Here is a 15908-nt window from a genome sequence, read left to right on the forward strand (position 1 = left end):
GCCAACACCCCGTGCACCGCAACCCGGACACCCTCCGAGGTGTCCACCTCCACCAACTCCACCGAACCGGACCAGCCACCCTCCTTCGCCGGGTTCACCTGCTTCCACTCGACGCGGAACAGGGCGTCCCGGGAGGCGAGTTGGTCCTTGGCCAGCGGGCGCAGCACCAGGGAGTCGACGCCTGCGACCAGGGCGCCCGTCCCGTCGTGGACGGTCAGCGAGACCGCGTCCGCGCCAGCCGGGGCGATCCTGACCCGCAGGGTCGAAGCGCCCGCGGTGTGCAGCGAGACCCCGTTCCAGGAGAAGGGGAGGCGCACCCCGCCCCCGTCGAGGAAGGAGCCGAGGCCCACGGCGTGCAGGGCGGCGTCGAGCAGCGCCGGGTGCAGGCCGAACCGGCCCGCCTCCTGCTGCTCCTGGTCCAGCCGGACCTCCGCGAACACCTCCGCACCACGCCGCCAGGCCGCCCGCAGGCCCTGGAAAGCCGGGCCGTATTCGAGGCCGGCGTCGGCCAGGCCCTGGTAGAAGCCGTCGAGCGCGATGCTCTCGGCCTGCTCCGGCGGCCAGATCTCCCGTACGGCCGGCTCGGGCGCCTCGGCGTCCGAGAGGACACCGGAGGCGTGCCGGGCCCAGGGCTGCCCGGGTTCGTCCGCGCCGCGCGCGTACACGGCGAGTGCGCGACGGCCCCGATCGTCGGCCGGGTCGAGCGCCAGCTGCAGCTGCACCGCACCGGTTGCGGGCAGCACGAGGGGTGCTTCCAGGGTGAGTTCCTCGACCCGGTCGCAACCGGCCTGTTCGCCTGCCTGCAGCGCAAGTTCGACGAAGGCCGTACCGGGCAGCAGCACGACGCCGTTCACGGCGTGGTCGGCCAGCCAGCGATGCGAACGCAGCGACAGCCGACCGGTGAGGACGGTGCCCTCCGAGCCCGCGAGGGCGACCGCCGCGCCGAGCAGCGGGTGGCCGACGGCCTCCACACCGGCCGAGGCCACATCACCCGTGCCGGTGCCGGTCTCCAGCCAGTACCGCTCCCGCTGGAAGGCGTAGGTCGGCAGGTCCACCCGCGCGGCGCCCGGGTAAGCCCGGCTCCAGTCCACGTCGACGCCGCGGACGAACGCCTCCGCGAGCGCGGTCGTGAAGCGCTGTGCGCTGCCGTCCCCGCGTCGCAGGGTGCCGAGGGCCGGGGCGTCCAGACCGGGGACGAGGACGGGGTGGGGGCTGACCTCGATGAACACATGGCCCTGCGCGGCCAGTTGCCCGGCAGCCTCCTCGAAACGCACGGTCTGACGCAGATTGCGGTACCAGTACCCCGCGTCGAGCTCACCACCCTCCAACCACTCACCCGTCACCGTCGACAGGAACGGCACCCCGGCCACCGCCGGCCGAAGACCCGCCAGCACCTCCAGCAACTCGCCCTCGATCTCCTCCACCTGCGCCGAGTGCGAGGCGTAGTCCACCGGAACCCGGCGCGCACCCTCCACCCGCGCCAACAACTCCTCCAACGGCCCGGTCTCACCCGAAACCACCACCGAGCGCGGCCCGTTCACCGCCGCGACCGACAACCCCTCCACCAGCAACGCCTCGGCCTCGGCCCGACCCACCGGCACCGCGACCATCCCACCCCGACCCGACAGCGCCAGCAGCGCCCGCGAACGCAACGCCACCACCCGCGCCCCGTCCACCAGACTCAACGCACCCGACACACACGCCGCCGCGATCTCACCCTGCGAATGACCCACCACCGCGGCCGGCACCACACCGAAGGAGCGCCACAGCTCCGCCAGCGACACCATCACCGCCCACAGCACCGGCTGCACCACATCCACCCGCGCCAGCGCCGCCTCATCGCCCAGCACCTCATCGAGCGACCAGTCCACGAACCCCGACAGCGCCTCCCCGCACTCGGCCAACCGCGCCGCGAACACCGGCGACACCCGCGCCAACTCCACCGCCATCCCGACCCACTGAGCCCCCTGCCCCGGGAACACGAACACCGGCTTGGCAGCGGTACGCGCGCTCCCCGCGACGACGTGCTCGACGGGCTCCGAGGCGACCAGCGCGGCCAGGCCCTGGAGGAATCCCTCCTGGTCGGCCGCCACCACGGCGGCCCGGTGCTCGAAGGCGGTACGGGCCGTCGCCAGGGACAGTCCGACGTCCGCGGCGGACCGCTCGGGGTGTGCCTCCAGGTGGGCGGCCAGTTCGCGGGCCTGGGCACGCAGCGCCTCGGCGGACTTCGCGGAGAGGACCCAGGGCAGCACCGCGTCGTCCATGACCGGGGCCTGGGCCACCGGCTCGGCCGCCGGGGCCTCGGGCGCCTGCTCCACGATGACGTGGGCGTTGGTGCCGCTGATCCCGAAGGAGGACACCGCGGCCCGGCGGGGCCGCGAGGACTCCGGCCAGGGCCGGGCCTCGGTCAGCAGCGACACCGCGCCCGCGGACCAGTCGATGTGCGGGCTCGGCTCGTCGACATGCAGGGTCTTGGGCATCAGGCCGCCACGGATGGCCATCACCGACTTGATGATGCCGCCGACGCCGGCCGCGGCCTGGGTGTGCCCGATGTTCGACTTGAGGGAGCCCAGCCACAGCGGGCGGTCCTCGGGGCGCTCCCGGCCGTAGGTGGCGAGCAGCGCCTGCGCCTCGATCGGGTCTCCCAGCATGGTCCCGGTGCCGTGCGCCTCGACCAGGTCGATCTGGTCGGAGGTCAGCTTCGCCTGGGCGAGGGCCTGGCGGATCACCCGCTGCTGGGCGGGGCCGTTGGGGGCGGTCAGACCGTTGGACGCGCCGTCCTGGTTGACGGCCGAGCCACGGATCACCGCCAGCACCCGGTGCCCGTTGCGCCGCGCGTCGGAGAGCCGCTCCAGGAGCAGCAGGCCGACGCCCTCGCCCCAGCCGGTGCCGTCCGCCGAGGCCGCGAAGGACTTGCAGCGGCCGTCCGAGGCCAGCCCGCGCTGGAGCGAGAACTCCACGAAGGTGGTGGGCGTCGCCATGACGGTCACGCCTCCGGCGAGCGCCAGCGAGCACTCGCCCTGGCGCAGTGCCTGCGCCGCGAGGTGCACGGTGACCAGGGAGGAGGAGCAGGCGGTGTCGACCGTGACGGCCGGGCCCTCCAGGCCGAGGGCGTACGAGATCCGGCCGGACAGCACACTGCCCGCGTTGCCGGTGCTGAGGTAACCGTCCACGCCCTCGGGCACCTCGCCGAGCCCGCTCGCATAGTCGTGGTACATGACGCCGGCGAAGACGCCGGTGCTGCTGCCCCGCACGGAGGACGGGTCAACCCCGGCCCGCTCGAAGGTCTCCCAGGCGGTTTCCAGCAGCAGCCGCTGCTGCGGGTCCATGGCAAGGGCCTCGCGCGGCGAGATCCCGAAGAAGCCCGCGTCGAACTCGCCCGCCTCGTGGAGGAAGCCGCCCTCGCGGACGTACGAGCGGCCCGGCGCGTCCGGGTCCTGGTCGAACAGTCCGTCCAGGTCCCAGCCGCGGTCCTCGGGGAAGGCGCCGATGCCGTCGCGGCCGGACGCCACCAGGTCCCAGAGGTCTTCGGGCGAGCGCACGCCGCCCGGGTAGCGGCAGGCCATGCCGACGACCACGATCGGGTCGTCGTCGACCGGGCCGCCCGGGACGGCGGGCTGCTCGGCCGCGGCGTCCTGGCCGGGCTCCCCGACGAGTTCGGCGCACAGGTGCCGGACCAGGGCGGCCGGACTGGGGTGGTCGAAGATCAGGGTGGCGGGCAGGCGCAGGCCGGTCTCGGTGGTGAGGCGGTTGCGCAGCTCGACCGCGGTGAGCGAGTCGAAACCGAGTTCCGTGAAGGCCCGGTCGACGGCCACCGCGTCCGCCGCGGCGTGACCGAGGACCGCGGCCACCTGGGTGTGCACGAGGTCCAGCAGGGTCCGCTCCGACCAGTCGGTGCGGTTCGCCGCGGCCACCGACGCGGCGGCGGTGCGGCGGACCGGAACCCGCACCAGGCCGCGCAGCAGCGCGGGCACCGCCACCGAGCCGCCCGGTGACCGGAGGTCGAGGGGCGTCGGCACCAGCAGCGCCTCGTCCGTACCCAGCGCCAGGTCGAACAGCCGCAGGCCCTCCGTCGCGGAGAGCGCGGCGAGGCCGGATCCGGTGATCCGCTCCCGGTCGCCGCTCGCGAGCCGGCCGCCCATGCCACTGCCCTCGGCCCACAGGCCCCAGGCCAGCGAGGTGGCGGGCAGGCCGAGGCCGCGCCGGTACTGGGCAAGGGCGTCCAGGAAGACGTTGCCCGCCGAGTAGCTGCCCTGACCGGGGGCGCCGAAGACGCCGGAGGCGGAGGAGAACAGGACGAAGGCGGAGAGCCCGCGGTCCTTGGTGAGCTCGTGCAGGTGCCAGGCGGCGTCCGCCTTCGGGCGCAGCACCGTGTCGACCCGCTCCGGGGTGAGCGAGCCGATCACCCCGTCGTCCAGCACGCCCGCCGTGTGGACCACGGCCACCAGGGGCTGTTCGGCCGGGATGCCGTCCAGCAGCTCAGCCAGCGCCGTACGGTCGGTGACGTCGCAGGACACGACCCGGGCCGAGGCGCCGAGTGCCGCGAGTTCCTCGACGAGTTCGGCGGCGCCCTCGGCGGCCGGTCCGCGGCGGCTGGTCAGCAGCAGCTGCCGGACCCCGTGCTCCCGGGCCAGGTGCCGGGCCAGCAGGCCGCCGAGCCCGCCGGTGCCACCCGTGATCAGGACGGTGCCCTCGCCGTCCCAGGGGGACGCCTGGTCCGGCGCGCCCGCCACCCGGGCGAGTCGGGGGGCGAGCACCTGCCCGCCGCGCAGCGCGAGCTGGGGCTCGTCGAGGGTCAGGGCGGCCGCCAGGGCGGAGCCGGAATCGGCGTCCTCGTCCAGGTCGACCAGGCGGAGGCTGCCGGGGTTCTCGGCCTGGGCCGACCGGACCAGGCCCCAGACCGTCGCTTGCTCCAGGCCGTTCACCTGTTCGCCGGGCCGGACGGCCAGGGCGGCGCGGGTGACGAACACCAGCTGGGAGGAGTGGAACCGGGCCTCGGCCAGCCAGGCGTGCAGGAGGGCGAGGGCACCGTGGGTCGCGCCGTGGACGTCGGCGAGGAACTCGCCCGCCCGGTCGCAGGACACCAGGACGGTGGCCGGCACCGGGTCGAGGGCCAGCAGTTCCTCCACCGAACCGACCCAGCACCGGGCCGACTCGGTGGTCTCGGGGAGCGGCTGGGCCGCCCAGTCGACGCGGAACAGCGAGTCGCTCCGCTGCCGCTGCTGCTGCCCGGCCACCGGGCGCAGGGCCAGCTCCTCGACGGTGGCGACGGGCGCGCCCGTCGCGTCCGCGACGTCCAGGGCGACGGCGTCGGTGCCCGCCGGGGACAGGCGGACCCGCAGGGCCGACGCACCGGTCGCGTGGAGGGTGACTCCGGACCAGGAGAAGGGCAGGCTGGGCCGGTTGTCGGTGACGAACTCGCCCAGTCCCACGGCGTGCAGGGCCGAGTCGAGCAGCGCCGGGTGCAGGGCGAAGCGGCCGGCCTCGTGCTCCCGCGGCAGCTCGACCTCCGCGAACACCTCCTGGCCGCGCCGCCACACCGCGCGCAGCCCCTGGAAGGCCGGGCCGTAGCCGAAGCCCGCCTCGGCCAGGTGCGGGTAGAGCCCCTCGATCGACACCTCCTCCGCGTCCTGCGGCGGCCAGACGGTGATGACGGCGGTTCCCGCGGTTCCGGCGGGACGGGTGGGCGTGGCGAGGCCCAGGCGGCCGGTGGCGTGCCGGGTCCAGGGCTCGTCCCCGTGGCGGGAGTGGAAGCTGAGCGGGCGGGTCCCCTGCGCGTCGGGGCGGCCGACGCTGACCTGGAGCTGGACGGAGTCCTGCTCCGGCAGGACGAGCGGGGCCTCGATGGTGAGCTCGTCGATGCGGTCGCAGCCCACCTGGTCACCGGCGCGAACGGCCAGCTCCACGTAGGCGGTTCCGGGCACGAAGACGGTGCCGGAGATAGCGTGGTCCGCCAGCCAGGGGTGGGTGCTCACCGACAGCCGTCCGGTGAACAGGACCTGGTCGTCGTCCGCCAGCACCACCATCGCGCCGAGCAGCGGGTGCCCGACCGGGAGCACGCCCGCGGAGGCGACGTCGCCCACGCGGTCGAGGGCCGTCCAGTAGCGCTGACGCTGGAAGGGGTACGTCGGAAGGTCCACGCGGCGGCCGGAGAACACCGCCCGCCAGTCGGGGACGACACCGTGGGTGAAGAGGTCGCCGAGCGCGGACATCGCCGCGAGGGGCTCCTCGCGGTCGCGGCGCAGGAGGGGGGTGAAGGCGTGGGCGTCGGTGTCGGTGCCGGTGTCGGTGAGGCAGTCCTGGGCGAGGGCGGTCAGGACGCCGTCGGGGCCGAGTTCCACGAAACGGGTCGCGCCGAGCTCCGAGGCGGTGCGGATTCCGTCGTGGAACAGCACGGCCTGGCGGACGTGCCGCACCCAGTAGTCGGGGTCGGTCAGCTCCTCGGCGGTGGCGAGTGCTCCGGTCACGTTGGAGACGATCGGGATTCTCGGCTCAGCCGCCGTCAGGCCCCGAACGACAGTGCCGAACTCGGCCAGCATCGGCTCCATCAACGGCGAGTGGAAGGCGTGGCTCACGGACAGACGCTTGACGCGGTGGCCGGCTGCCAGTGCCTCCTGCTCGATCTTCTCGATCGCCCCGGCCTCACCCGAAAGCACCACCGACCGGGGGCCGTTGACCGCGGCCACATCGACCAGGCCCTCACAGCCCGCGAGGAGTTCCACGGCAGTCTGCCGATCGACCGCCACCGCCAGCATCGCGCCACCCGCAGGCAGCGCCTGCATCAACCGACCACGCGCCGCCACCAGAGCAGCGGCATCCTCCAGCGAGAACACCCCCGCCGCATGCGCGGCCACGACCTCGCCGATCGAGTGACCGAGCAGAAGCTCGGACGTGACACCCCAGGACTCCAGGAGGCGGAACAGCGCCACCTCCAGCGCGAACAACCCGGCCTGCGCCCACACCGTCCGGTTCATCACCTCGGCATCCGAACCGAACACCACATCCCGGACCGAACCGTCCAAGTGCTTGTCCAGCTCCGCGCACACGGCATCGAACGCACTGGCATACGCCGGGAAGGCCTCGTACAACTCCCGGCCCATCCCCAGTCGCTGGGACCCCTGACCGGTGAACAGGAACACCGTCTTGCCGGAGACGGCCGTCGCGCGGTCCGGGAGGGCGGCCAGCCCCGCCAGGAGCTCCTTGCGCGTGGTCGCGGTGACGGCGGCCCGCTGCTCGAACAGCGGTGACAGGGTGAGCGAGTGGGCGATGTCCGCCACGGCCAGCTCCGGGTTGGCCTCGGCGTGGGCGCGCAGCTGCTCCGCCCGCGCGCGCAGGGCCTCGGGCGTCTTCGCGGAGAGGATCCACGGCACCACCGACGGCCGGGGCCCGGTCGGCTCGACCGGCTCGGCCGACTCCTCGTCCAGCGGGGCCTGTTCGAGGATCAGGTGGGCGTTGGTGCCACTGACGCCGAAGGCGGAGATGCCGGCCCGGCGCGGCGCGTCGGTGCTGGGCCACGGGTTGGCCTCGGCCAGCAGCTGGACCGCACCGGTGGACCAGTCCACGTGCGGGGTCGGCTCGTCGACGTGCAGCGTCCGCGGCAGCAGGCCGTTCCGCATTGCCAGGACCATCTTGATCACGCCGGCGACACCCGCCGCGGCCTGGGTGTGCCCGATGTTGGACTTCACCGAGCCCAGCCACAGCGGCCGCTCGTCGGACCGCCCGCGCCCGTAGGTGGCGAGCAGCGCCTGCGCCTCGATCGGGTCGCCGAGCCTGGTGCCGGTGCCGTGGGCCTCGACCGCGTCGATCTGATCGGCGGTCAGCCGCGCGTTGGCGAGCGCCTGGCGGATGACGCGCTGCTGCGCGGGGCCGTTGGGGGCGGTCAGACCGTTGGAGGCACCGTCCTGGTTCACGGCGGAGCCGCGGATGACGGCCAGCACCCGGTGGCCGTTGCGCTTGGCGTCGGAGAGCCGCTCCAGCAGGAGCAGGCCCGCGCCCTCGCCCCAGCCGGTGCCGTCCGCGGCGGCCGCGAAGGGCTTGCAGCGGCCGTCCGGGGCGAGCCCGCGCTGGCGGCTGAACTCGACGAAGACGCGCGGGGTGGACATCACCGTGACACCGCCGGCCAGCGCCAGGGTGCACTCGCCCCGGCGCAGTGCCTCGGCGGCCAGGTGCAGGGAGACCAGGGAGGCGGAGCAGGCGGTGTCGACCGTGACGGCGGGCCCTTCGAGGCCGAGCACGTAGGAGAGGCGGCCGGACAGGACGCTCGCGGCGTTGCCGGTGCCGATGTAGCCCTCCAGCCCCTCCTCGGGGGGCTGACCGCCGAACAGGGAACCGTAGTCCTGGCCGTTGGTGCCCATGAACACGCCGGTGCGGCTCTCGCGCAGGGCCGTCGGATCGAGGCCCGCGCCTTCCAGGGTCTCCCAGGCGACTTCGAGCATCACCCGCTGCTGCGGGTCCATGGCCCGCGCCTCACGGGGGCTGATGCCGAAGAAGGCGGGGTCGAAGTCGGTTGCCCCGTCGAGGAATCCGCCCTCGCGGACGTAGCTGGCGCCGGCCTTGTCCGGGTCGGGGTCGTAGAGGGCGGCGAGGTCCCAGCCACGGTCCTCGGGGAACGGCACCAGGGTGTCGGTCCCCGCCGCCAGCATGTCCCACATCTGCTCGGCCGAGCGCACACCGCCGGGGAAGCGGCAGCCGATGCCGACGATCGCGATCGGCTCGTGGCTGCGGTCCTCGGTGTCCCGCAGGCGCCGGTTGGCGTCGTCGAGGTCGGCCGTGACCCGCTTGAGGTACTGGAGAAGCTTCTGTTCGTTGCTCATGTTCAGCGGGTTCCGTACTTCTGGTCGATGTAGGCGAAGAGGTCGTCCGCGCTGTCCAGCACGGGGCTCTCGGCGGATTCGTCGGATTCGTGGGATCCGTGGGGTCCATGGGTCCCGGCGGCGGCGCGAGCGGCCGCGAGGAGGGCCTCCAGGCGGCCCACCACCTCGGTGTGGAGAGTGTCGGAGTCGAGGCGGGGCAGTGCGCTCTCCAGCCGGCCGAGGTCGGCGAGCAACCGGGTGACGGCGGTGCCACCGAGTTCGGTGTCCAGGAACCTGGCCAGCGCCTGCGGGTTCGGGTGGTCGAACACCACGGTCGCGGGCAGGGCGAGACCGGTGGCGGCGCCGAGGACGTTGCGCAGGTCGACCGCCATCAGGGAGTCGAAGCCGAGGTCACGGAACGGCCGGGTGGCGTCCACCTTGTCCGCGCCGCCGTGGCCGAGCACCGCGGCCGCCTGGGAGCGGACCAGACCGAGCAGCGCCGGCAGCCGGTCCTCGTCGGGCAGGGTCGTGAGCGCCTCGCGCGGTCCCGGGCCCTCCGCGGCCCGGGGCGCCGCTTCGGGTATCGCGGATAGCAGTGGGCTCGGCCGGACGGCGGTGAACCCCGGGGCGAAGCGGCCCCAGTCGATGTCGACGACCGCCAGGCAGGCGTCACCGTGGTCGAGTGCCTGCTGCAGCCCGTCGAGTGCGCGCCCGGGTGCCATGGCGCGCACGCCGTGCCGGCTGAGCCGTTCGCTCACGGCCGCCTCCCCGGCGGCCATGCCCCCGCCGTCCCAGGCGCCCCAGGCGATGGCGGTCGCGGGCAGCCCGTCGGCGCGGCGCTGCTCGGCGAAAGCGTCCAGGAAGGCGTTGGCGGCGGCGTAGTTGGCCTGGCCGGAGCCTCCGACCGCGCCCGAGAAGGAGGAGTAGAGCACGAACGCGCTCAGTTCCTGGGTCAGAGTCAGCTCGTGCAGGTTGAGGGTCGCCGCCACCTTGGGCCGCAGCACGGTGGCGAGTCGGTCCGGGGTGAGCGAGTCGAGCACGCCGTCGTCGAGCACGCCCGCCGTGTGCATCACCGCGGTGAGCGGAAACTCCTCCGGGACGGTCGCGAGCAGGGCGGCGAGCTGTCCGCGGTCGGCCACGTCGCAGGCGGCGACGGTGACCCGGGTGCCCCGCTCCTCCAGCTCCGCCACGAGCGCGCCGGCCCCGGCGGCCTCGGTGCCCCGGCGGCTGGTCAGCAGCAGGTGTTCGGCGCCGAGGTCGGCGAGCCGACGGGCGAGGTGCCCACCGAGCGCCCCGGTGCCGCCGGTGATCAGGACCGTACCGGACGGCCGCCACTCGCTGACCGGCGCGGCTGCCCGCTGGGCGCGCACCAGCCTGCGGACGTACAGACCGTCCCCGCGTACGGCCAGTTGGTCCTCGCCGCCGGCTCCGGTGAGCGCGCCGCACAGCCGGGCCAGCGAGGCCTCGTCGAAGGTCTGCGGCACGTCGATCAGCCCGCCCCAGCGGTCGGGGGCCTCCAGCGCCGCCGCCCGGCCGAGTCCCCAGACCTGAGCCTGCGCCGGGTCGGCGAGCCGCTCGGCCGGGCCAACGGCCACGGCGCCCCTGGTCGCGCACCACAATGGTGCGTCGATCCCGGCGTCGCCCAGCGCCTGCTGTAGGAGCAGCACCTCGGTCAGCCCGGACTCGCCAGGGGCCGACGGCAGCCGCAGGACTCCGGCCAACTCCTCTTCCTCGCCGATGACTTCGCGCAGCCGTACGGCCAGGTCCCGGCGGGTCAGCGCCGCGTCGGCCAGGTCCGCGCTGATCACCGTGGCGCCGCGGTCGGCCAGGGCAGCGCCCACCGCGCCGCGCTCGGCCCCGAGCACCAGCCAGGTGCCGTCGAGCGTGGCGGCCCCGGGGTCGCCGACGGGCTGCCAGACGGCCCGGTACTGCAGATCGGCCGAGGACGGGGCAGCCGACGCCAACGAGCCTGCGGTGGGGGCCGTTCGGGGCCAGAGGCGCTCACGCTGGAAGGGGTACGTGGGCAGGTCGACGCGGTGCGCGCCCGAACCCCCGTACACGGCCTGCCAGTCGGGGGCGGTGCCCCAGCAGTGCAGCGCGCCCAGGGCGGCAGCGACGGCCTGGTCCTCGGGGCGGTCGCGGCGCAGGAGGGAGGCGAAGGCGTGGGCCTCGGTGTCGGTGCCGGTGTCGGTGAGGCAGTCCTGCGCGAGGGCGGTCAGGACGCCGTCCGGGCCGAGCTCCACGAAACGGGTCGCACCCAACTCCGCTGCGGTGCGCACACCGTCGTGGAACAGCACCGCCTGGCGGACATGCCGCACCCAGTAGTCGGGGCTGGTCAGTTCCTCGGCGGTGGCGAGTGCGCCGGTCACGTTGGAGACGACCGGGATCCTCGGCTCAGCCGCCGCCAGGCCCCGAACAACCGCGCCGAACTCCGCCAGCATCGGCTCCATCAACGGCGAGTGGAAGGCATGGCTCACCGACAGGCGCTTGGCCCGGTGGCCGGCTGCCAGTGCCGCCTGCTCGATCTTCTCGATCGCCTCCGCATTTCCCGAAAGCACCACCGAGCGCGGGCCGTTGACGGCCGCCACATCGACCAGGCCCTCACAGCCCGCGAGGAGTTCCACTGCGGTCTCGGGCGTGACCGCCACCGCCAGCATCGCGCCACCGGCGGGCAGCGCCTGCATCAACCGACCACGCGCCGCCACCAGAGCGGCCGCGTCCTCCAACGAGAACACCCCCGCCACATGCGCCGCCACGACCTCACCGATCGAGTGACCCAGCAGAAGGTCCGGCGTGACACCCCAGGACTCCAGCAGCCGGAACAGCGCCACCTCCAACGCGAACAGCCCCGCCTGCGCCCACACCGTCCGGTTCAGCAGCCCGGCATCCGCACCGAACACCACATCCCGGACCGAACCATCCAAGTGCTTGTCCAGCTCCGCACACACAGCGTCGAACGCGCCCGCGAACACCGGGAACGCCCCGTACAACTCCCCGCCCATCCCCAACCGCTGGGAACCCTGACCGGTGAACAGGAACGCCAGCTTCCCACCGGAAGCAGCAGACTCCACCACCTCCTTGGCCTGGCGCCCCTCCGCCAGAACCTCAAGCCCCCGCAGCAGCCCCTCCCGGTCCGCCGCCACCACCGCCGCACGCCGATCCAGCACGGCCCGCGTGGTCGCCAGGGAGTACCCCACGGCCGGGAGGGTCAGCTCGGGACGATCGGCGAGGAAGGTCCGCAGCGAGCCCGCCTGGGCCCGGAGTCCGGCCTCGTCCGGCGCGGACACCACGATCGGCACGGCCCGGCCCGGCACGGGGGCCGCCTCGGCCCCCTCGGAGTCCGGCCGCTCGACCGGGGGAGCCTCCTCCAGGATCACGTGGGCGTTGGTGCCGCTGATGCCGAAGGACGAGACGCCCGCGCGGCGCGGCTGATCGGTCCGCGGCCAGTCGACGTTCTCGGTGAGGACCCGTACGGTGCCGGCCGACCAGTCGACCTGGGGGGTCGGCTCCTCGACGTACAGGGTCTGCGGCAGCACGCCGTGTCGCAGCGCGAGCACCATCTTGATGACCCCGGCCACACCTGCGGCCGCCTGGGTGTGCCCCAGGTTGGACTTCACCGAGCCCAGCCACAGCGGACGGTCCGCCGGCCGCTTCCGCCCGTACGTGGCGATCAGGGCCTGTGCCTCGATGGGGTCGCCGAGCTGGGTGCCCGTCCCGTGCGCCTCCACCGCGTCGACCTGGTCGGCCGTCAGTCGGGCGTTGCCAAGGGCCTGTTCGATGACCCGCTGCTGCGAGGGCCCGTTGGGCGCGGTGATCCCGTTCGAGGCGCCGTCCTGGTTGACGGCGGAGCCGCGGATCACGGCCAGCACCTCGTGGCCGTTGCGCCGGGCGTCCGAGAGCCGCTCCAGTAGCAGGATGCCTGCTCCCTCGCCCCAGCCGGTGCCGTCCGCCGTGGCCGAGAACGCCTTGCAGCGGCCGTCGCGGGCGAGACCGCCCTGGCGGCTGAACTCGGTGAAGAGCGTGGGCATGGACATCACGGTGGCGCCACCGACGAGGGCGAGCCCGCACTCCCGGCGCCGCAGGGACTGGGCGGCGAGGTGGAGCGCGACCAGCGAGGCCGAGCAGGCGGTGTCGACCGTCACGGCGGGCCCCTCCAGCCCGTACACGTACGACAGGCGCCCGGAGAGCACGCTCGCGGCGTTGCCGGTCATGATGTGTCCGGCGAGGTCGTCGGCGGAGTTGATCGCCACCGGGGCGTAGTCCTGGCCGTTGGTGCCGACGAACACACCCGTTCGGCCGCCCCGCAGCGACCCGGGGTCGATGCCCGCCCGCTCGAAGGCCTCCCAGGAGGTCTCCAGCAGCAGCCGCTGCTGCGGGTCCATGGCGAGGGCCTCACGTGGGGAGATCCCGAAGAACCCGGCGTCGAAGTCGGCCGCGTCCGGCAGGAAGCCGGCCTGGCGCGCGTGCGAGCCGCCCTCGGCGGCGGGCGCGAGCAGGGCCGGGAGGTCCCAGCCCCGGTCGGTGGGGAAGCCGGTCATGGCGTCGCCGCCCGAGACGAGCAGCCGCCACAGCTCCTCGGGGCTGTTCGCCCCGCCGGGGAACCGGCAGCCCATCGCGATGACCGCGAGGGGCTCGTGGTCCCGGCTCTCGCTGTCCCGGAGGCGCTCCTGCGTCTGCTCCAGCTCTGTCGACACTCGCTTGAGGAAGTACCGGAGCTTTTCTTCGTTGGACACGGGATGGTTCTCCGTCGGGGAAGTGCTTGGTGCGGGATGTGGGTTCATCGGCGTCGTGTTCCTGGGATGCCGGTTCATGAGATGCCGAACTTCTCGCCGATGAGGCCGAAGAGGTCGTCGTCGGAGACGGAGTCGAAGTCCTCGGACTCCGCGGACCGCTCCTCGTCGGAGTCCCGCCACTGGGAGACGAGAGCCTGCATGCGGAGCATGATCCGGGTGTGTTCGGGCGAGCCGGAGCCGAGCTGTTCCAGGGCGCGTTCCAGCCGGTCGAGGCCCTCCTGGGGCGTGCTGCCCTCGGCGAGGCCGTCCTCGGCGAGTTCGGTGCCCAGGTGCGCGGCGAGTGCCGCGGGGGTCGGGTGGTCGAAGACCAGGGTGGCCGGCAGGGTCAGCCCGGTGGCGGCGGCGAGGCGGTTGCGCAGCTCGACGGCGGTCAGCGAGTCGAATCCGGCTTCCCTGAACGCGCGGGTGACGGCGACCGCTTCGGGCGAGCCGTGGCCGAGGACGGCCGCGACATGGCCCCGGACGAGCGCCAGGAGGGCGTCCTCCCGCTCGGCGGCGGACTTGCCGCGCAGTGAGTCCCGCAGGGCGCCGCCGGTCGTCTTCGCGTCCTCGGCCGCCCCCGCGAGCGACTGCACCTCGGGGAGCTGGGACAGCAGCGGGCTCGGTCGGCCGGTGACGAAGGTGGGTCCGAACCGGTCCCAGTCCACCGCGGCGACGACCAGGTGGGTCTCGTCCCGGACCAGTGCCTGTTCCAGGGCGGCGATCGCCGACTCCGGTGCCATCGGCACCATACCGCCTCGCCGGAGCCGCTCGGTGACGACCTCGGTCTCCGTGGCGAGGCCCGAACCGCCCCAGGAGCCCCAGGCGATGGAGGTGGCCGGGAGTCCCTGGGCGCGGCGGCGCTCGGCCAGGGCGTCCAGGTGGGCGTTGGCCGCCGCGTAGTTGCCCTGCCCGGCGCCGCCCACGGCGCCGGCGAACGAGGAGAAGAGCACGAACGCCGAGAGGTCCGAGCCCCTGGTCAGCTCGTCGAGGTGAGCGGCAGCGTCGGCCTTCGGGCGCAGCACCCGGGCCAGCCGCTCCTCGGTCAGCGACTCCACCACGCCGTCGTCCAGGACGCCCGCCGCGTGGAACACCGCGCTGACCGGGTGCTCGGCGAGCAGCCGGGCGAGTGCCTCGCGGTCACCCGCGTCACAGGCGGCCACCGTGACCTTCGTGCCCAACTGCTCCAGCTCGGCGGCCAGTTCGCGCGCGCCCGGGGCATCCGGGCCCCGTCGGCCGGTGAGCAGCAACCGCTCGGCCCCACGGCCGGCCAGCCAGCGCGCGACGTGCGCGCCCAGCGCTCCGGTACCACCGGTGATCAGCGTCGTGCCGGAGACGTCCAGGGAAGCGGCCGACGCCGGCCCGCTGCGGACGCCCCGCCCGGCGCGCACCAGTCGGCGGCCGTAGGCACCGCCCTCGCGGACCGCCACCTGGTCCTCACCGACCGCACCCGACAGGACCCGCACCAGCCACGAGCCGGCCTCCGCGTCCAGCACCCCGGGAAGGTCCACCAGACCACCCCAGACCTGGGACCGCTCCAGAGCCACCACCCGCCCCAGACCCCACACCTGAGCCAGCGAAGCATCCGGCGCAGCATCAGCCCCGCCCACCGACACCGCACCCCGCGTCACACACCACAACGGCGCCGACACACCCAGCTCACCCAGCACCTTCACCAGCGACAGCACCGCACCCGAAGACCCCAGGCACGACACCACACCACTCAGCCGCTCGCCCGCCAGCGCCTGCTGCGAGACCTCCCCCGCCCCGCACTCCACGACCTCGGCACCCGCCCCAGCCAACGCGGCCGCCACATCGGCACACCCGCCCGCCGACACCACCAACCACCGCCCCGCCAACACAGCCGGAGCCCGATCAGCCAACGGCGCCCAAGTGACGCGGTAGCGCCAGGAGTCGGCGTCGGCCTGCTCGCGACGCGTCCGGCGCCAGGACGAGAGGACCGGGAGGGCGTCCGCCAGGCCCGTCAACTCATCGGTTCCGGCCCCGAGCTCGTCGGCGATCGCGGGCAGGTCGGACCGCTCGACGGCGGCCCAGAACGCGGCTTCCGCGGGATCCTGGCCGACCGGCACCACGGTGCCGGGGCGCGGCCAGTACCGCTCTCGCTGGAAGGCGTAGGTGGGCAGTTCGGTCCGGTCGGCGCCTTCGAGGACGGGAGACCAGTCGACGGGCACACCGCGGACGTGTGCGTCGGCCGCGGAGAGCAGGAAGCGACTCAGGCCGCCCTCCTGGCGTCGCAGGGTGCCGAGGGCCGGGGCGTCCAGACCGGGGACGAGGACGGGGTGGGGGCTGACCTCGATGAACACATGGCCCTGCGCGGCCAGTT

Annotated in this window: 3 protein-coding genes; all 3 read right to left on the reverse strand. The window is 74.1% G+C overall.

Annotated elements, in window-relative coordinates; genetic code table 11:
- The coding region (locus ACIG5E_RS38030; RefSeq protein ID WP_396541663.1) for a type I polyketide synthase at positions 1 to 8900 on the reverse strand (8900 nt) is incomplete at its 3' end.
- Positions 8816 to 13525: a type I polyketide synthase gene (locus tag ACIG5E_RS38035; protein WP_396541659.1), complete on the reverse strand. Its 4710-nt coding sequence runs from the start codon at positions 13523 to 13525 to the stop codon at positions 8816 to 8818. The genes ACIG5E_RS38035 and ACIG5E_RS38030, both read right to left, overlap by 85 nt.
- 74 nt (positions 13526 to 13599) lie before the next feature.
- The coding region (locus ACIG5E_RS38040; protein WP_396541661.1) for an SDR family NAD(P)-dependent oxidoreductase at positions 13600 to 15908 on the reverse strand (2309 nt) is incomplete at its 5' end.

Source organism: Kitasatospora sp. NPDC053057 (genome assembly GCF_044546945.1).
Taxonomy (GTDB): Bacteria; Actinomycetota; Actinomycetes; order Streptomycetales; family Streptomycetaceae; genus Kitasatospora.